The sequence below is a fragment of the Empedobacter tilapiae genome, assembly GCF_004785645.1.
GTDB classification, from domain to species: Bacteria; Bacteroidota; Bacteroidia; order Flavobacteriales; family Weeksellaceae; genus Empedobacter; species Empedobacter tilapiae.
On record NZ_SRPE01000003.1, the window covers coordinates 25,176 to 44,159 of the forward strand.

Genomic DNA, 18,984 nt, shown 5'->3' on the forward strand with positions numbered 1-18,984 from the left:
CTATTTTTATTATATCAATTTAATTATTGACCTTCTTCATCCGGAACTTCATAGTTTTCGCCTACGCTTTCACTACCACTTCCTTCTATGATTGGACCTGGATCGTAGATTTGATCATACTGATGAAATCCATATGTATTAGAACAATCCCAATGTTTTTCGATGTCTTTTGGTTTTTCAAATTTATCTCCAGCAGTTACTCCAAATTTACCTCCTTCTTTATAAACTCCTTGCATATAGTAAGCCCAAATAGGTAAAGCTGTATTTGCTCCTTGCCCTGTAGCTGTACTCGCAAAGTGTGCAAATCGGTCTTCTGCACCAACCCAAACTCCAGTAACTAAATTTGGCGTTAATCCCATGAACCAACCATCAGAGTTTTCATTCGTTGTACCTGTTTTACCTGCAATTTCGGCAGTTAATCCATAACGATTTCTTAATCTGGCACCAGAACCTCTATCTACAACACCTTTCATCAAGTCAATCATTGTATATGCTACATTTTCGTTTACAACTTCACGAGTTTTTGGTGTATAATCTTTTATAACTTTACCTTGCTTATCTTCTATTCTTAAAATCAATTGAGGTTTAATGTAAATACCTCCATTTGCAAAGGCACTCATTGCTCCTACCATTTCATATAAAGATAAGTCAGCAGAACCTAATGCAATAGTAGGATCTTTTACTATTGGAGATTCAACTCCTAAATCTCGTGTCATTTGTATAACAGGTTCAGTACCTGTTTGCATGATTAAACGTGCGGCAACAATATTTGTAGAATATGCTAAAGCTGTTCTTAAATCTTGCGAACCTCCGTATTTTCCATTAGCGTTACGTGGAGACCATTTACCTGGAATTCTTTCGTTTGAAACTGTATGACAAGGAGTTAATCCTAATTGGTTAATCGCAGTTGCATAAACAAACGGTTTGAATGTAGAACCTACCTGACGACGTGCTTGTTTTACGTGATCAAATTTGAAATAGTTCCAATCGATTCCTCCAACCCAAGCTTTAATTGTACCATCTTTAGGATCCATTGACATCAAACCAGCTTGTAAGATATGTTTGTGATATTCGATAGAATCCATCAATGTTTTATTCTTTTTGTATTGAATTCCATTCCATGTAAAGAATTGAACAGAATCTCGTGGTGTATTGAAAACAGTTTCGATTTCTGCATCAGATTTACCTTCTGCTTTCATTTTTTTATACAAATCTGTACGAGCCATAGCTTGCTTAAAGATTTGAGTTCTTTTTGCAGCAGAGATATTATAAAATGGTGCTAAACTACGTCCTCGTTGTTCTCCAAAGAATTGATCTTGTAAAACTTTTAATTGTTTTTTAACCGCTTCTTCAGCTAAATTTTGCATTCTTGAATCTAATGTAACATAGATTTTAAGACCATCCTTCTCCAGGTTATATGATTTTCCTGTTTCTTTTTCATATTCAGCCATCCACTCTGTGATTTCTTTACGTAAAGCAGATTTGAAATAAGCAGAATGTGATTCATCATGTTTCATAATATCTTGCTTATCCGTAACTAAAGGAGCATTTTGAGCAGCTTCTCCTTCAGCTTGAGAAATCTTGTTGTATTTCATCATTTGCTTTAAGACAAGATTTCTTTGCTTTTTAGAAACTTCAGGATATTTTACAGGATTATAAGCTACAGGATTTTGAAACATCGAAACCAATGTTGCAGCTTCATCTAAATTTAATTCTTTCGTTGTTTTATTGAAATAAACTTTAGAAGCAGATTCAATTCCTTTTGCATTATAGATAAAGTCGAACTTATTGAAATACATTGCAATAATTTCTTCTTTTGTATATAATTTTTCTAACTGAACAGAAGTTACCCATTCTTTTAATTTCTGTAAAACACGTTTTACTTTATTAGAAGAAGGATCTTTTGTGTACAATTGTTTTGCCAACTGCTGCGTAATAGTAGAACCACCTCCAGATTCTCCTCCAGAAGTAATTGCACGAGCTGCTGCTTTAATGTCTACACCTGAGTGATCAAAGAAACGAACGTCCTCTTTTGCTAACAATGCGTCAACTAAATGCGGTGGCAAATCTTTGTAATCTACTGGTGTTCTGCGTTCTGCTTCGAAACGATCTAACAAAACACCATCAGAAGAAATAATTTCTGATGAAACATAAATATCAGGATTTTCTAAATCACGTACATTGGGAATTTCACCTAACCATCCGTTAGATGTCGCCCAAAAGATTCCGAAAATTCCTAATACGGCACAAAAAAACAGTACCCAAATAGTAACGATTATTTTTTTGGCTAATGAAAAGCTATTGAACTTCTTTTTTGCTTTAGAAGTTTTGCTTGTTTTAGGATTTTTATTGTTTTCCATTCTGTATTATTCAGCTTTATCAACAATCAAACTAATGTCTTCGATTCCTTTCAAATTCTTTGTTCGCATACCTTGCCAAACTTTTAGTTGATAGCGACCAGAGTCTTTTATTGGCAAATTTTCACGATAAACCAACATCATTTCTTTTGTTGTCATTCCTTTACCAATCCAACTTCCATCAGGATTTGCAATGTAATATTGTAAGGTATCAATCATTTCATTTCCTTTAGGATCGATGAATTTCGTGAACAAATATAAGTTACTATATTCATACGACGTATTATTTCTTAACACAAATCCAATGTTAACAGCCGAAGGTTTAGGATCTTTTACATCAAACGTAAAGGTTTGAGGCTGATTGCTCTTCCATTCATCTTTCACATCTTTTGTGTCTTGATAATAGTGTTTAGCCTCGCAACTAAACAATAAAAAGACTAAAATAAAAAGCAAACTACTGTTGCGTATCATCTGGTTTTGGCCCACGATTAAATCTTTTTTTATTTCGATTCTTCGATTTATTTGGATTCGGTTGAGAATTATTTGCTTGACTCTCGTCCTTAGTTTTCGGTTTTTGCTCAGCATTTTGATTATTTTGCTGAGGTTGTTTTTTTGGTTGTTGAGTTGACTGATTAGCTTGATTATTTTGTTGGCTATTATTGCTTGGATTGTTCGGTTTTCGCTTTTGTTGATTACGATTGCGAGTATTTCCTTGCGGCTTTTGCTGATCAGTATTTTGTTGAGCTTGTTGCTCTTTCACCTGAGTTGGCTGTTGCTTCTCTTTTGGCTGATTTTGTTGTTGTTGATTCTGATTAGGATTCGAATTTTTGTTCGGTCTATTTTGATTATTCTTTTTAGACTGATTTGGATTCTTTCCTTGTTTATTTTCAGGACGATTTACTTTATCTTTCGCTTCATTCGGCTGTTTTTGTTTTGCCTTCTGAGGTTTCAGATTATTAGCATTCGCTGCAACTTTTTCGTTTCCAGAATTTTGATTATTCTTAATTCTTTTACGTTTTTTGTTTTGCTTTTCTTTACGTTCAAAACGTTCTAAAGAATCTTCACCAATTACATCTGTAAAATCTGGTTTCGACTCTTCTACATTTTTAGCTAAATCTTCTAAAGGTTCAGTTTTTTGACCTTTTGCAGTAATTGCTAAAAATTCTTGAATATCGTCTACCGAAAATTTGTACCAAACAATCCCTCCTTTGTCATAAGCAAACCACATTTCTTTCTTGAAAACGTCTATTTTAACACAATGTGCCCAACCTTTTTCAGTCTCGAAACGGCTTTCCATTGACGGAAAACTATTTAATGCATCCAAATATGAATCCAATTCAAAATTTAAACAACATTTTAATTTACCACATTGTCCAGCTAACTTTTGCGAGTTAATTGACAATTGTTGATAACGTGCCGCAGCAGTGCTCACAGAGCGGAAATCTGTTAACCAAGTCGAACAACATAATTCGCGTCCACAAGATCCAATTCCCCCAACTTTTGCTGCTTCTTGACGATATCCGATTTGTTTCATCTCAATTCTTACGCCAAATTTCCCAGCGTACTCTTTGATTAATTGACGGAAATCGACACGTCCTTCTGCTGTATAATAAAATGTAACTTTCGCTCCATCTCCTTGGTACTCAACATCACAAATTTTCATTTCCAAATTAAGGTTTTTCGCCATAATTCGAGAATCAACCATTGTTTGTTTTTCTCTATCACGAAACTCTACCCAAGTTTCTATATCTTTTTGGTTCGCTTTGCGATAAACCTTCTTGACATCTTCCGCAGTCCACGAAAGATTCTTCTTTTTCATCTGGATTCTAACAAGCTCACCCGTAAGTGTAACAACCCCAATATCATGACCAGGTGTTCCTTCAACAGCGATTACATCGCCAATATTTAGAGATATGTTGTTTTCGTTTTTATAATAAAACTTTCGATCGTTTTTGAAACGAACTTCCACAAAATTGAACTTTTCTTGTCCATTTGGAAGTTGCATATTCGATAACCAATCAAAAACTGATAATTTTCCACAACCATCAGTGCCACAAGCACCATTATTGTTACATCCTTTCGGAAGGCCATTAGAAGTTCCACAAGATCCACATCCCATGCTTCTATAATTTTTTTAAATGACAACACAAAGGTATGAAAATATTTTTCTGAATTTGTGAAATCATTTCGGTTATGAAATTGATTTTAAATTGAATCAAAAATTTCTGAAAATGAATAGGTTTGATCTAATCTTACACCTTTTTCTGTTAATTTTAACGTGGCCAATTCGTTGACATGATCGTGTTCAAAAAACAAAATATACTCATTTTCGACAGCTTTTTGTAAAAACGTTCCTTTTTCTTCAACTGTTATTAAAGGTCGTGTATCAAACCCAATGATATAAATTAGCGGAATATGTCCTACAGTTGGGATTAAATCTGCGATATAAACTATTTTTTTGCCTTTGTATGTAATGATTGGTAACATTTGCTTTTCGGTATGTCCATCCACAAATAAAATATCAAAACCAAGTGGAGAGTTTTCTAAAATTGATCCATTTTGAGGTAAATCAATCAAATTAAGTTGTCCACTTTCTTGTAGAGGTAAAATATTTTCTTTCAGGAAAGATGCTTTTTCGCGAGGATTTGGATTTACAGCCCAATCCCAATGATTCGCATTTGACCAAAATTTTGCGTTTTTGAATGAAGCTTCTAAATAATCTTTCTCTTTGTTGTATCGAATTGCTCCTCCGCAATGGTCAAAATGTAAATGCGTCAAGAAAACATCTGTAATATCATCGCGATGAAAACCATGTTTGGCTAAAGAATTATCCAAAGTAGCATCGCCCCATAAATAATAAAAACCAAAGAATTTTGCATCTTGTTTAGTTCCGATTCCTGTATCAATCAAAATTAATCTTTCGCCATCTTCGATTAATAGACATCTCATCGCAAGATTTATTAAATTTCTATCATCAGCAGGATTAGTTTTATTCCAAATAGATTTTGGTACAATTCCGAACATGGCACCGCCATCTAATTTAAAATTTCCTGTTTCTATTGTATATAATTTCATTTTTATGTGGTTTTATTTTGTTGAATTTTTGTTTTACGAAGATAAAAAATAGAATATTATTTAAAATAAATATCTATTATAGAATTGAACGACTTAAATTTGCAAAAATTTTGATACAATGGCAAAAGAAGTTCGTGTAAGATTTGCGCCAAGTCCAACAGGTGCGTTACACATCGGAGGAGTCCGTACTGCGTTATACAATTATCTTTTCGCAAAACATAATAACGGAAAATTCTTATTAAGAATAGAGGATACAGACCAAACACGTTATGTGGAAGGTGCTGAACAATATATTATCGATTCGTTGAAATGGTTAGGCTTAACTCCTGATGAAGGTGTTGGTTTTGGTGGAGATTTAGGTTCTTATCGTCAATCGGAGCGTAAAGAAATCTACAAACAATATGTAGACGAATTATTAGCTTCTGGAAATGCATATTATGCGTTTGATACGGCAGAAGAATTAGATGCTGCGCGTGCAAAAGCAGAAGAAAATAAAGAAACATTTATCTATAATTGGTCAACAAGAGGAAAATTGAAAAACTCTTTATCGTTGACAGAAACTGAATCAAAAGCTTTAATTGAGAATGGAACTCCTTATGTGATTCGTTTCAAAATTGATGATTCGCGTACAGTTTTATTGGATGATATGATTCGTGGTAAAATTTCGATTGATGCAGCAACTTTAGATGATAAAGTTTTGTTTAAATCTGATGGAATGCCGACGTATCACTTAGCTAATATTGTAGACGATCATTTGATGGGAATTTCTCACGTAATTCGTGGAGAAGAATGGTTACCATCAATGGCTTTACACGAATTATTGTATGATGCATTTGGTTGGGAAGCGCCTCGTTTCGCTCATTTACCATTAATCCTAAAACCAGAAGGAAAAGGAAAATTAAGTAAACGTGATGGAGACAAGCACGGATTTCCAGTTTTCCCAATGGAATGGAAAACAGAAGAAGGAATTGCAAAAGGATACAAACAAGAAGGGTATTTCCCAGATGCAGTGTTGAATATGTTAGCTTTGTTAGGATGGAATTCTGGAACTGATCAAGAGATTTTTACAATGGAAGAATTGATTCAATTATTTTCATTAGAAAAAGTTTCGAAATCGGGTGCACGTTTTTCTCCAGAAAAAGCGACTTGGTTTAATCATCAATATTTACAACAAAAATCGGTTGAAGAATTATTGCCTTCTTTCGAAGAAGTTTTAAAAGAAAACGGAATCGAAGCGAATCCAGCTTTAGATGCAAAAGTGGTTGAATTGTTAAAAGAAAGAGCAAACTTTGTGAAAGATATTTTTGAGCAAGGTCAATTCTTTTATACAGCTCCTTCTTCTTACGACGAAAAAGCAGCTAAAAAAGCTTGGAAAGATGATTCGAAAGAGATTTTAGGAAAATTTGTTGAAGTTTTAAATTCATCAGAATTTACTGCTGAAATTTTACATGATGCAATGGCAGAATTTGTTACAGCTCAAGAAATTGGATTTGGAAAAATCGGAATGCCTTTACGTCTTAGTTTAGTTGGTGCATTACAAGGACCAGATGTTCCTGTAATTATGGCAACTTTAGGAAAAGAGGAAACGATTGCGCGTATCAACAAAGCGATTGAAGTTTTAGGATAAAATTATTTCTATCATAAATAAAAAAGCCATTTGCATTGCAAATGGCTTTTCTGTTATAAATTGATTTTGACTTCGTCTAATTGATTAAGTTCTTCTTGAGAGAATATTCTATAATTGACTTTAAATGTTTTGCCAAGCGGAACTTCTAACGAAAAACCTCCAGCGCCAATTGCATCAATTACATCTAATTCGAAATGTGCATGTTTCCAATATTCGAACAAATCTTTGTCAACCCAAAATTCTACTCCATCAATTTCTCCAATGCAAACATCTTTGTATCGAAGATAAAATTCTCCTTTTCTGAAACATTGTGGTTGTGTTCCTTCACAACATCCTCCTGCTTGGTATAGCATCAGATCACCATGCTTGACTTTTAATTCAACAAGAAGTTTTTTTGCTTTATCAGATGCAGATATACGATTAATTGATTTCATACAGAAGAATTTTTTTTTAAGTTGTACCAGCTATATCTAATACTATTCGACCATCAATTTGACCTTTTTTCATTTTGTCAAAAACATCATTAATGTCTTCTAATTTAGCTGGTGTTACAGTAGCTTTTACCAAACCTTCGTTAGCAAAATCTAATGCTTCTTGTAAGTCTTTTCTTGTTCCAACAATAGAACCTCTTACGGTGATTCGTTTTAGAACAGTTTCAAAAATAGGTAGTTCGAATGATCCTGGAGGTAATCCGTTTAAAGCAATTGTTCCTTTACGTCTTAATACATCAATTCCTTGTTTAAAAGCAATTGGAGATACTGCAGTAATTAGAGCTCCATGCATTCCCCCAACTTCTTTATGCAAAAATTTTCCAGGATCTGTATTTTTAGCATTGACAGTTATATCAGCTCCCAGTTTTGTTGCTAGATCTAGTTTGTCATCAGCAATATCTATAGCAGCAACTTTCAATCCCATTGCTTTTGCGTATTGTACAGCGACATGTCCTAAGCCTCCAATTCCAGAAATAGCAACCCATTCACCAGGTTTAGTATCCGTTTCTTTTAATCCTTTATACACTGTTACACCAGCACATAAAATTGGAGCTATTTCTAGAAAGTTTGTATTCGATTTTAAATGCCCTACATACCTAGAGTCTGCAATTACATATTCAGCAAATCCACCATCTACACTATATCCACCATTTTGTTGAGCTTCGCAAAGTGTTTCCCATCCAGTAATACAATGATCACAACATCCACAAGCGCTATATAACCAAGGAACACCAACAGCGTCACCTTCTTTCACTTGAGCTTCTGGTCCACATGCTACGACAATACCAACCCCTTCGTGTCCAGGAATTAAAGGCATTTTAGCTTTTACAGGCCAATCTCCATCAATTGCATGTAAATCTGTATGACAAACACCACATGCGATTACTTTTACGAGAACTTCATATTGCCCAGGAGTTTTTACTGGAACTTCTTGAATTTTTAAAGGTTGTCCATATCCTTGTACAACCGCCGCTTTCATTGTTTTTGGAATCATAATATTATGGTTTTAAATTATTATTAAAATAGATATCAATGGTAGCATTAAAAAACAAAAAATATCTCATTCCGAATATTCTGGAATAAGATATTTTAAATGTTTTGACTAGAAGAATCCAAGTTTCTTTTTGCTATAAGAAATTAACATGTTTTTAGTTTGACGATAATGGTCTAGCATCATTTTGTGGTTTTCACGTCCGATACCAGATTGTTTATAACCTCCGAAAGGCGCTCCTGCAGGATAACTATGATATTGATTTACCCAAACACGACCAGCCTGAATTGCACGAGGAATTTGATACAATTGATGTGCATCACGTGTCCAAACACCAGCTCCTAAGCCATAAATTGTGTCATTAGCAAGTTCGATAGCTTCTGCTTCATCTTTGAAAGTTGTTACAGCTAACACAGGTCCAAAAATTTCTTCTTGGAAAATACGCATCTTGTTATTTCCTTTAAATAACGTTGGTTTGATGTAAAAACCATCTTCGATATCTCCTTGCAAATGATTTGCATCTCCACCAGTTAAAACTTCTGCACCTTCTTCTTTTCCTAAATTAATATAACTTAAAATTTTGTCATATTGAATTTGAGAAGCTTGAGCTCCAATCATTGTTTCTGGATCAAGAGGATTTCCTGCTTTAATTGCATTTACACGCTCTACAACTCGTTCAATAAATTTATCATAAATAGATTCTTGAATTAATAAACGCGAAGGGCATGTACAAATTTCACCTTGATTTAAAGCAAATAATACTGCACCTTCAATTGCCTTATCTAAAAAATCATCGTCGTGATCCATTACAGATTCGAAGAATACATTAGGCGATTTACCACCTAATTCTAACGTAACTGGAATAATATTTTCTGTTGCATATTGCATTACAAAACGCCCAGTAGCTGTTGATCCTGTAAATGCAGCTTTAGATACTTTAGGATTTGTAACCAATGCGCGACCTAATTCTCCTCCGAAACCATTAACAATGTTAACAACCCCTGGAGGTAATAAATCTCCAATTAATTCGAATAAATATAAAATAGAGATAGGAGTAGATTCTGCAGGTTTTAGAACTACACAGTTTCCAGCAGCTAAAGCTGGTGCCAATTTCCAAACAGCCATTAAAATAGGAAAGTTCCAAGGGATAATTTGAGCAACGACTCCAATTGGTTCGTGAATAATAATTGAAACTGTATCTTTATCTAATTCGTTGATAGAACCTTCTTCTGCACGAATTACCGAAGCAAAATATCTGAAATGATCAATTGCTAAAGGGATGTCAGCATTTAAAGTTTCACGAACAGGCTTTCCATTGTCATAAGTTTCGACAGCTGCAACATTCTGTAAATTTTCTTCAATTCTATCCGCAATTTTATTCAAAATAATACTTCGTTGTGTTGGAGAAGTTTGACTCCAACTTTTGAAAGCTTCGTGAGCAGCATCTACTGCTTTTGCTAAATCTTCTTCAGAAGAGTGGGCAGCTTTAGTAAAAACTTTTCCCGTAAGTGGTGTTACAACATCAAAATATTTTCCGTTTGTAGGAGGTGTAAATTGACCATTGATATAATTATCATAATGATCTTTGAAAGTAGGTACATTAACTAAGTTTCCCATTTTATTATGTTTTTTATAATTTGAATTTTCTCTAATATATTCAAAATCATTCAATAATTATGTTTATAAAAAGTTAATTCTATTTGGTATAAAATTTGTACATTTGGCATCCGTCAATTATTTATTGACAACTTATTAATGGGGCTGACTGGTTTTGACAGCAGGGCCAATGGGTAAGTAAGCATGCAGTGATAGGTTGTGTACTCACTTTAATCAGGCACTTCAACTTTTTAACTGGCAACGAAGAGTACGCTTTAGCTGCATAATTCTGAATTTTAGTAAGAATACGCCACGTCTATACAAGGTATAGAAGCTGAATGTCCCTCAAAAGCCTTGACTTACGGCGTTTGATACAGGGACACGGGAAAGTAAGAATAGAAACCTTAGTGCATCGGATAGGTTTCGAGATTTTAGATGATAAGCGGTTGACAGAGTGTTTATTCTCAGGATATCGTCGAAAATTAATAATAAACTAAGCATGTAGAAAGCTTATTTGTTGCTTGTTTGGACGCGGGTTCGAATCCCGCCAGCTCCACAACTTTTAATAGTTGATAATAAAACTTTTATTAAAAATCTTCTGTTTCAGGAGGTTTTTTCTTTTTAAGACTTTACTTCTATTAACTACTATTAAATTTTTCATCCGTTTTTTCATCCGTTTTTGTAATTTTATAAAAATTATAATTTATGAATGTCACTTTTGTATTAGCAAAACCATCGGTGTCTATAGAGACTACTATTGAGATGGTTGTGAGATGGGATTCTCAACAATTAAGAATAAGTACTAAGAATAAGGTTTTACCTAAAAATTGGAATCCTTTAAAGATGAGGGTAAAAGATTCAAATTATAATAAAAATGGTTTGGAAATCAATTCACATTTAGAGAAGATGAAATCTGCCGCAACAGATGTGTATTTGTTTTTGAACAATGAATTAGGAAGAACGCCATTGAAACAAGAGTTTAAGTTGGAATTCAAAAATCATTTCTTTAATGGTGGTAAAATTGATTCTAAAGCAAAAATTAAAACGGTAGTAGAAGCATTTGATTTGTATATCAGAACTCAGAAGTATTTAACAGAATCCTCAATTAAAACAATTAACCTAGCAAAGAAAAATATTATTGATTATCAATTGCGCAATAAAGAAATAGCAACATTAGATAATTTTGATATTAATATGAGGAATGAACTTGTTGATTATTTATTTGAATTAGAATATGCTGGAACAACCATATATCGCCGATTAAAATATGTAAGAACAATATTAAGATTTGCGGAAGATTTGGAATATACGGTCCATCCGTACTATAAAGCTAAGTCATTCTTAACTAAAGACGAGGAATCTTATCAAATTGCATTAACGGAGGAAGAGTTGAATGAACTTATTAACTTAGATTTGAATTATGATAATTCACTTGAATTAGTTCGAGATCAATTTTTAGCACTTGTAATAACTGGTCAAAGGTTTTCGGATCTTGATAAGATAACTTCGAACTATGTTGAAGATGATGGGGCACTAAAATTTATTCAGGAGAAAACCAAAATATCAGTTCAGTTTCCGTTGATGAAAAATCTGAAATTAATTTTAGATAAATATCCATCAGGTTGGCCAATTCGATATTCTAACCAGAAGTTTAATAAGAAACTTCAAGTTATAGCTAAGAAGTGTAAATTATTGGAACGTTCTCTGATTAATAATGAAGAGATTAAAAGGATGGATCGAATTTCATCACATACTGCACGTAGAACTTTCGTTACAATTTATTACTCAAAGGGTGTTCCGTTAGATATTATAATGTTAGCAACTGGTCACAAACAAGAAAAGACAGTTAAAGGTTACATAAAGATGAGTAAAACGCAAGAAGCAAAATTACTGGAGATGGTTCTTAAAGATGTAGAAATTAAAATTGATTAAGACAAAAAGCTATAAGTTTTTTATAAATTCTAAAAAAAAATCTGAAATTATTTTTGTTTATAAAATATGTCAGGTTATTTAGTTCCAAAAGATAAAAAATGACAAAATTATTATGGAACGAGGCTTTCATTCAGCAAATCGTTAAAGAGCAGGTATTAATAGAAATTGCAAAAGAAAGAAATGATTTAAAGGAGAAGGATATCTATTTAACAAAAGAGCAAGCAGCAGCAATGTTTGGGGTTTCAACCTCTACGATTGATAATTATAAACGAAATAATCTGATACCTTATACTAAAATTGGTCGTGCTGTTCGTTTTACGTTGTTTGATCTTAAAAATGCTCCAATCTTTATAAAGAAAGGTAAAAAGTAGATGATATACCCTCCTTAGAGGAGGGGTGCCTCCGTATCCGCTTATAAAGAGGTAGCTCCATATGATACTTATTGGAGAGAAGGTTGTTCTAAAAAAATTCTAAAAATTTTTAAAACTTTGATAAACAGGGCTTATGTATATATATAGGCGGTATTTAGTATTGCCTATATATAACGTAGTCAGATATTCCTATGTCATTTTTGATGGCTGGATTTCAGTAAAGAATTATATCCTAAAGCTGGTAAATAATCAAAGAAACAGCTAATAATTATTTTATAGAAATTGATGTGACATAAAAATATTTGTTCATATGGATGATTTAATTAATCCAAATAAGTTAGAGTTGTTGATTTATAGTGTTTTAAAAAAAATAAAATTTTATTGAATAAACTGTCATAAGCGACTATTTATAATAAATGAGCATTGGGGCTCAGTATGCTTAATTGTAAGGTTATGTGGAAAACAATAGAGTTCTATCAGAGAACAAATATCATAAATCTTTCTTATCGTTCTTTAATGAGAAGAATAGATTTGGTACGTGGAATGAATAATGTGTTAAGAAGTAAAGTAATTAATGGTTCAAGAACATTATTAATTAATTACGATTACATTCAAGAATATTTTCAAAGAAAAAGAAAATTAAAATTAGGAATTGATGATTTTAATAAAAAAATGGAAAAGAAGGTTAGAAAGGTTAAGTCTACTTTAATTGTGCCTGATAACATCAGTAAATATAACATTGAATTGAGCATTAATTTTAAAGATGATTATGACCGTGATTATTACGAATATATTGTCAAAGATTTATTTCTTAGAACAGCATTTGATATGTTTTATGTGATAGAAGTAGACTCGTTTGGTTATAACCATTTACATATCGGATTAAAAGGAGATGCGGATGAGCTGAAGTTAATTCTCCAACACACTTACGACAACTTACTTCTACACGATTATGATGGAGAAGAAGAAAAATTATTCTCAAAACAAACAAATGTAGCTGTAATCAGAAATAACAATGCTTTCCTCGATTATATTAAGAAGGATGGGGAAATTAAATTCTTATTGAAGAAGCAAAACTTAGAGTTGTTTGAAGGAGGAAAATAGATATAAACTATTCAAAGCAATTACCCACTTCTTAATTGATGTGGGTTTTTTATTATCTTTACATCAAACGCAATATTAGGTAGATGGCACTTTCAATAGCAGAGATTGAATCAAACATTCAGGAAGCATTTAGTAATTTTAATCAAGAATCATTCATATACGATTTTCTATTATCTTATGGAACTCCAAAAGCTACTATAGCTAGTTTAAAGGCTGGTAGAACAAACTTATCAAAAGTTGATGGTGAAATATTGTGGAAGAAAAAGATGTTCTTTAAAATTGAACAAAAGGTGGATCTGCATGGTACTATTTCCGAGATGAAAGAAACTTCTGGAAGATCTAAAGATAGTCCACGGTTTTTAATCGTTACTGATTTCAAACACTGGTTATCTGTAGATACTCTTACTGGTGATACACTAGATTGTGATTTTGAAGATCTGAAGAAACATTTCGACTTTTATTTACCTTTTGCTGGGATTGAGAAAGCCCAATATTTAGCAGAGAATCCTGCTGACGTTAAAGCTGCTGAAAAGATGGCCAAGCTTTATGATCAAATTAACACGGATAATGAGTTCGAAACGGAAGAAGATATTCATCAATTGAACGTGTTCTTATCACGACTATTGTTCTGTTTCTTCGCAGAAGATACTGGAATCTTTGATGATAAAATTTTTACAAATTCAATTATTAGCAATACCAAAACAGATGCTTCAGACGTTGAAGAATTTGTAAGAGATCTATTCCAAATTCTTAATCTACCAGATGAGGTTCGTCCTACTGATAGAGTTTACCTACATAAATTTCCTTATGTAAACGGAGGATTATTCCGTGAGCAATTTATTATACCTCAACTTTCAGTAAAATCTAGAAATCTGATTATTGAATGTGGAAACTTAGACTGGTCCGAGATAAATCCAGATATATTTGGTTCGATGATTCAGGCTGTGGTTACTACAGATAAGCGAGGTGGATTAGGGATGCATTATACAAGTGTTCCAAATATCATGAAGGTTATCAATCCACTATTCTTAGATGATTTACATGAGGAATTAAAAAATGCTACTGGAAATGAGAAACAGCTACGACAATTATTAGATCGGTTATCTAAAATAAAAATATTTGATCCTGCATGTGGTTCGGGTAATTTTTTAATTATCGCTTACAAAGAATTACGCTTACTAGAGAATGAAATTCTTAACCAAATTGCAGTATTAAAAGGAAGTAAAGGTTCTGGAACTTTAGATCTTGGTTCCGAATTTTCATCAATCATTTCTTTGAATCAATTTTTTGGAATTGAGATTGATGATTTCGCACACGAGATCGCAAGGTTATCATTATGGTTAGCAGAGCACCAAATGAACCAATTGTTCCACAAAGAGTTTGGATATACTAAACCAGCTTTACCGTTACAAGATTCAGGTAGTATTGTTGGAGGAAATGCGTGTCGTTTAGATTGGGAGCAAGTGTGTCCGAAATCACCAAATGATGAGATTTATATATTTGGGAATCCTCCATTTTTGGGAGCAAGAAAACAATCTGAAGAACAAAAACAAGATATGGAGTATGTTTTTAGAAATTCAGAATTAAATTTCAACTCATTAGATTATATCTTAATTTGGTTCTATAAAGCGTCCATTTATATAAAAGGTATGAATAATTCTGTTTATTCATTTGTGTCAACTAACTCAATTTGTCAAGGTGAACAAGTTGGTCTTTTTTGGCCTTTTATTTTCAAAAATCGTCTTGAAATTAACTTTGCTTATTCAGCATTTCCTTGGGGTAATAATGCAAAAAAGAATGCAGTTGTTGCTGTTATTATTGTTTCAATTAAGAATGTTCTTTTGGAGACTAAGAAGAAAATTTTTTCAAAGAATAATATAAAAATTGTAAATAATATAGGGCCTTATTTAACTGAAAATTCAAATTTAATAATTGAAAAAAGGAGTAAGCCATTTTTGATTGATGATAGGTTAGTTTATGGTAATCAAGCTATCGATAATGGGTTTTTAGAGTTGGATGTAGAAGGAAAAAGACAGTTATTATTAGAATGTCCTAATGCAATTAAATTTATTAGAAGGTTATATGGAGGTAATGATTATATAAATAAAATAGAAAGGTATTGTTTATGGATTGATGAAGAAAATTCAGAAGAAGCTTTGAAAATACCATTTATATATGATAGGGTTCAGAAGGTACTTGAGTTTAGAAAAAATGGAGGGCAAGTAGCTAAATCACTAATTAATATTCCATTTAGATTTAGATATGTTCACGAATCAACAACGGATTTTATTATACTACCTAAAGTTACATCGGTAAATAGAAAATATTTACCAATTTCAATAGTAGAAAAGGATAGTATAGCTTTACAAACTTTACAAGTTATTTATAATTTGAATGAATCATTATACTCAATCTTAAGTAGTTGTATTCATATGTTATGGGTTAAGGCAGTAGCAGGAGGGATGAAAACTGATATTGTTTATTCTAATCAATTGTGTTTTAATTCATATCCATTTCCAAAAATAACAAAAGCAAAAGAGCAGGAATTGGAAGATTGTGCTTACCAAATATTGGAGGTTCGTGAGCGTTATCCAGAGAAAACGTTGGCGCAATTGTATGATCCAGAAAAAATGCCAGAAGACCTAAAAGAAGCCCATAGAAAAAATGATTTGGTTGTGGAATCGTGTTATCGAGAGAAACCATTCACATCTGATGAAGAACGCTTAGAGTACCTTTTTAAACTTTACGAAAAAATGACTAAAACTGAAAAATGATGTTAATCAACCACTACTATAAATTACCACAAGTAACAGAAGGTTCTGCACAGAATACAGCAGAGTTATTCGATACTTTAATTAAAGAACAGTTTTCGAATAAAGAACAAATTATAGCACAGCATAAATCGTTAATGGAGTATGTGAAGCAACCTGTTGCTACTTATTTTATTCGATTGTATGGGTCTTTTACAAAAGATAAGTATAATAACCTAAGAAGGGGTTTTCTAACGGAATATCTGGATGGAAACAGGATTGTATTTTGTGATAACACATTTGCTTTAAATTTTACTGCTGCAAAAGCCGCTGGGTTGCCTTATACACGACAAGACATTAATGAGTTTTTGAATCAAAAACAATTAGTGTTTTCGTTTGGTATTACAACAGAAGAAAGAGAGTTAAGTTATTATGATCCGAGAGGTGCAAAGCGTCAGAATATAAATCCAGCTGGATGGACTTTGGCCCATATAAAACCAGTTGGGTATGGTTTTAATGGAGATTATCTTCAAACAACTTTTCCTAATCCAAATCGTGAAGAATGGAACCCGTTAACAAAAGTTAGAACTGTAGAGGATAAATTATCTGAAAATGAATTATCTATTGCTAGAGCACATTTCTTACGATTGGTTCATCCGTTAAATTCTTTTTTATTACCAAAAAATAATTTGGTGCAATATGAGGGGAAAAGATTAGGAGAAGAAGCTGATTTAATCAAATTTGTACACCAATATCTAAAAGAACAATTCCCTGCTGAAATGGACGAGTTAGAAAGTGTAATAATGCATTACGATTTTCCAGAGCCAGCTCCATTTGGGAATATTAAATGGTTTGGACTAGAGAGAGTTTTAAAAGAACAGGAAATTGAAATAGATCAGTTACTACAAGATCAAGGAATAGATGAGGTTTATGAGAATGATTCTTCATTTAAATTATTAAAAACACTTCGTAGTATTGGAATGAAAACGTTTAGGGATGGATTATACCCTGTTTTAAAATCAAATTTAGATACTACAGTTCAAGATATAATAACAGCATATCCACGTTATGCATCATATGCAGAAGGTTCTAAAAAGTCACGTTTAAGCTCAGCAAAAACCATATTCAAAAATGGTTTAGAGGAAGAAGCATTAGAGTTAATTGCAAACAGTAGAATTTAAGAACTATGGATTCATTAGATTTAAAAATTTCAAACGATAATATCCTTAAACAATTTAAAGATCATCTAGAGGAACATACAAACGAACGCATATTATTAAGCGGTCCATTCGGATCAGGAAAGAGTACGTTTATCAATGAGTTTGAGGAGTTCAATAATGAGGAATATTATTTTATTAAGCTTTATCCAGTAAACTATAGTGTATCCAGTAATGAAGATATTTTTGAATTAATCAAGTTTGATATATTGTTCGAATTATTATCTAAATACACTGCTGAAATAAAGCTAGAAAAAGAAGATTTTACATTTTGGTTACGTTCTTGGATGTATATTACAAATAGAATGGATCTATTCCCTATATTTCATTCTTTATTGTCACTACACGATAAGATTGGTAAACCAGCAGCTGAGTTTCTTAAAATAATGAAAGAAACTGTATCGGATTTTAAGTCCTATTCAGAAGAAGTTAAAATTGATGAGTTACAGGATATATCCGATTTTATGGATCAAATCATTGATCAAAAAGGAAGTCCATTTGAGATGGATAGCACATCAAAATTTATTTACGATATTATCAATAACAGATTAAAAGCTAGATCTAAAAAAGTAGTGCTTATTATAGATGATTTAGATCGTTTGGATCCAGATCATATATTCAGATTATTTAACATTTTTAGTGCGCATACTAATTCTATAACAGGAGAAAATAAGTTTGGTTTTGATAAGGTAGTTTTTATTTGCGATATCGAGAATATTAGAAAAATCTATAAACACAAATATGGGTCTGGAGTTGATTTTGAAGGGTATATTGATAAGTTTTATTCATCAACACCGTTTACATTTAATAATTTTAATTCTATTTCAGATAAGATTTATAATTATATTGAACAAATAGAAGTTTCAGGTTGTGATCCAGAATATATTAAGTCTGATTGGTTCCGAATTTCAATCAAGAGTCTTTTAAAAATATTGCTACTACACAAAAAAATTAGTCTAAGAGAGATTGCTTGTAAGAATAGGTTTTTTATTGAAAAACATACTTTTTTTCCTCACCCGAATAATTTTATATCAAATCAATTTGAAGCTTTCGTATTACTTTCTGTAGTTAAGGACTATGTAAATGGATGGAATAATCTCTTTGAAATTTTTAAAGAAATCAAGGAGAATAATGATCATATACTATATACTAAAAATCACCTCGGAGAAAATCGGTTACTTTTAACGGATTTAGATCTTAACTATTTGATAGGATCACTTTTCGTGTTTATTATATTGAATCCAGAAAAAGAAATAAGTAGAAGTGATTTTGATAGCGAATATAAAAATCTTTACATAAAAGAATATAATTTGACTTTTAGGTATTCTTTAATTAGGTCTAATTATAGTCTAAGTTCTTATGTATATAGAATATTTAAAGCGGATTTAAATAGAGATGAGAATCCAAATATTTATGATTTTATATTTAAAGCACTTGAGAATTTAAAAAAATTTGACTTTTACTAGAACTAAA

Annotated in this window: 14 protein-coding genes and 1 other RNA gene; 8 read left to right on the forward strand and 7 right to left on the reverse strand. The window is 32.2% G+C overall.

The features are described from left to right. Nucleotides 1-23: 23 nt before the first annotated feature. The 4 genes from E4J94_RS04220 to E4J94_RS04235 all read right to left on the reverse strand — a co-directional run bounded on the left by E4J94_RS04220 (nucleotide 24) and on the right by E4J94_RS04235 (nucleotide 5,432). Nucleotides 24-2,360, reverse strand: coding sequence for a penicillin-binding protein 1A (locus tag E4J94_RS04220; RefSeq protein ID WP_135834624.1), 2,337 nt, complete (start codon nucleotides 2,358-2,360; stop codon nucleotides 24-26). Between the two features lie 6 nt (nucleotides 2,361-2,366). Further along, nucleotides 2,367-2,828 carry a gliding motility lipoprotein GldH gene (locus tag E4J94_RS04225; RefSeq protein ID WP_084106949.1) on the reverse strand — a complete coding sequence of 154 codons (462 nt, stop codon included), beginning with the start codon at nucleotides 2,826-2,828 and terminating at the stop codon, nucleotides 2,367-2,369. Then, nucleotides 2,812-4,476, reverse strand: a complete 1,665-nt coding sequence (locus tag E4J94_RS04230) for a PSP1 domain-containing protein (RefSeq protein ID WP_135834625.1) — start codon at nucleotides 4,474-4,476, stop codon at nucleotides 2,812-2,814. The genes E4J94_RS04225 and E4J94_RS04230 overlap by 17 nt, the downstream gene beginning before the upstream one ends. Nucleotides 4,477-4,562: 86 nt before the next feature. Next, nucleotides 4,563-5,432, reverse strand: a complete 870-nt coding sequence (locus E4J94_RS04235; protein ID WP_135834626.1) for an MBL fold metallo-hydrolase — start codon at nucleotides 5,430-5,432, stop codon at nucleotides 4,563-4,565. A gap of 118 nt (nucleotides 5,433-5,550) precedes the next feature. On the opposite strand from E4J94_RS04235, the gene gltX reads away from it, so the two are divergent. Beyond that, nucleotides 5,551-7,059 (forward strand): glutamate--tRNA ligase, encoded by a 1,509-nt coding sequence (gene gltX, locus E4J94_RS04240; protein ID WP_135834627.1) that lies wholly within the window; start codon nucleotides 5,551-5,553, stop codon nucleotides 7,057-7,059. Between the two features lie 53 nt (nucleotides 7,060-7,112). Here gltX and E4J94_RS04245 read toward each other — a convergent pair whose 3' ends face one another. From E4J94_RS04245 to E4J94_RS04255, 3 genes are all read right to left on the reverse strand, one after another. Next, nucleotides 7,113-7,493 carry a DUF779 domain-containing protein gene (locus tag E4J94_RS04245; RefSeq protein ID WP_135834628.1) on the reverse strand — a complete coding sequence of 127 codons (381 nt, stop codon included), beginning with the start codon at nucleotides 7,491-7,493 and terminating at the stop codon, nucleotides 7,113-7,115. Between the two features lie 16 nt (nucleotides 7,494-7,509). Further along, complete coding sequence (gene adhP, locus E4J94_RS04250; protein WP_135834629.1) at nucleotides 7,510-8,544, reverse strand: alcohol dehydrogenase AdhP; 1,035 nt, start codon at nucleotides 8,542-8,544, stop codon at nucleotides 7,510-7,512. A gap of 108 nt (nucleotides 8,545-8,652) precedes the next feature. Then, nucleotides 8,653-10,158, reverse strand: coding sequence for an aldehyde dehydrogenase family protein (locus E4J94_RS04255; RefSeq protein WP_135834630.1), 1,506 nt, complete (start codon nucleotides 10,156-10,158; stop codon nucleotides 8,653-8,655). Between the two features lie 140 nt (nucleotides 10,159-10,298). Between E4J94_RS04255 and ssrA the strand changes: the two genes are divergently transcribed. The 7 genes from ssrA to E4J94_RS04290 all read left to right on the forward strand — a co-directional run bounded on the left by ssrA (nucleotide 10,299) and on the right by E4J94_RS04290 (nucleotide 18,977). Then, nucleotides 10,299-10,696, forward strand: a transfer-messenger RNA (tmRNA) gene (ssrA, locus tag E4J94_RS04260). A 146-nt stretch (nucleotides 10,697-10,842) separates the two neighbouring features. Beyond that, nucleotides 10,843-12,069 (forward strand): site-specific integrase, encoded by a 1,227-nt coding sequence (locus E4J94_RS04265; RefSeq protein ID WP_135834631.1) that lies wholly within the window; start codon nucleotides 10,843-10,845, stop codon nucleotides 12,067-12,069. Between the two features lie 98 nt (nucleotides 12,070-12,167). Beyond that, nucleotides 12,168-12,440: a helix-turn-helix domain-containing protein gene (locus tag E4J94_RS04270; protein WP_135834632.1), complete on the forward strand. Its 273-nt coding sequence runs from the start codon at nucleotides 12,168-12,170 to the stop codon at nucleotides 12,438-12,440. 453 nt (nucleotides 12,441-12,893) lie between these two features. Then, entirely contained in the window at nucleotides 12,894-13,544 is a 651-nt protein-coding gene (locus tag E4J94_RS04275; protein WP_135834633.1) for a hypothetical protein, read from the forward strand. A gap of 83 nt (nucleotides 13,545-13,627) precedes the next feature. Further along, on the forward strand, nucleotides 13,628-16,318 hold the full coding sequence (locus tag E4J94_RS04280; RefSeq protein ID WP_135834634.1) for a class I SAM-dependent DNA methyltransferase: 2,691 nt from the start codon (nucleotides 13,628-13,630) through the stop codon (nucleotides 16,316-16,318). Beyond that, complete coding sequence (locus E4J94_RS04285; RefSeq protein WP_135834635.1) at nucleotides 16,315-17,475, forward strand: hypothetical protein; 1,161 nt, start codon at nucleotides 16,315-16,317, stop codon at nucleotides 17,473-17,475. Before E4J94_RS04280 ends, E4J94_RS04285 begins: the two co-directional genes overlap by 4 nt. A 5-nt stretch (nucleotides 17,476-17,480) precedes the next feature. After that, the gene (locus E4J94_RS04290) at nucleotides 17,481-18,977 is read left to right on the forward strand and encodes a P-loop NTPase fold protein (RefSeq protein WP_135834636.1); all 1,497 of its coding nucleotides are present in this window, start codon (nucleotides 17,481-17,483) and stop codon (nucleotides 18,975-18,977) included. Nucleotides 18,978-18,984 lie beyond the last annotated feature (7 nt).

Excerpts from the sequence above, each read along its gene's own strand:
- E4J94_RS04220 (WP_135834624.1), bottom strand. The coding sequence starts at position 2,360 with ATGGAAAACAATAAAAATCCTAAAACAAGCAAAACTTCTAAAGCAAAA.
- E4J94_RS04225 (WP_084106949.1), bottom strand. The coding sequence starts at position 2,828 with ATGATACGCAACAGTAGTTTGCTTTTTATTTTAGTCTTTTTATTGTTT.
- E4J94_RS04230 (WP_135834625.1), bottom strand. The coding sequence starts at position 4,476 with ATGGGATGTGGATCTTGTGGAACTTCTAATGGCCTTCCGAAAGGATGT.
- E4J94_RS04235 (WP_135834626.1), bottom strand. The coding sequence starts at position 5,432 with ATGAAATTATATACAATAGAAACAGGAAATTTTAAATTAGATGGCGGT.
- gltX (WP_135834627.1), top strand. The coding sequence starts at position 5,551 with ATGGCAAAAGAAGTTCGTGTAAGATTTGCGCCAAGTCCAACAGGTGCG.
- E4J94_RS04245 (WP_135834628.1), bottom strand. The coding sequence starts at position 7,493 with ATGAAATCAATTAATCGTATATCTGCATCTGATAAAGCAAAAAAACTT.
- adhP (WP_135834629.1), bottom strand. The coding sequence starts at position 8,544 with ATGATTCCAAAAACAATGAAAGCGGCGGTTGTACAAGGATATGGACAA.
- E4J94_RS04255 (WP_135834630.1), bottom strand. The coding sequence starts at position 10,158 with ATGGGAAACTTAGTTAATGTACCTACTTTCAAAGATCATTATGATAAT.
- E4J94_RS04265 (WP_135834631.1), top strand. The coding sequence starts at position 10,843 with ATGAATGTCACTTTTGTATTAGCAAAACCATCGGTGTCTATAGAGACT.
- E4J94_RS04270 (WP_135834632.1), top strand. The coding sequence starts at position 12,168 with ATGACAAAATTATTATGGAACGAGGCTTTCATTCAGCAAATCGTTAAA.
- E4J94_RS04275 (WP_135834633.1), top strand. The coding sequence starts at position 12,894 with ATGTGGAAAACAATAGAGTTCTATCAGAGAACAAATATCATAAATCTT.
- E4J94_RS04280 (WP_135834634.1), top strand. The coding sequence starts at position 13,628 with ATGGCACTTTCAATAGCAGAGATTGAATCAAACATTCAGGAAGCATTT.
- E4J94_RS04285 (WP_135834635.1), top strand. The coding sequence starts at position 16,315 with ATGATGTTAATCAACCACTACTATAAATTACCACAAGTAACAGAAGGT.
- E4J94_RS04290 (WP_135834636.1), top strand. The coding sequence starts at position 17,481 with ATGGATTCATTAGATTTAAAAATTTCAAACGATAATATCCTTAAACAA.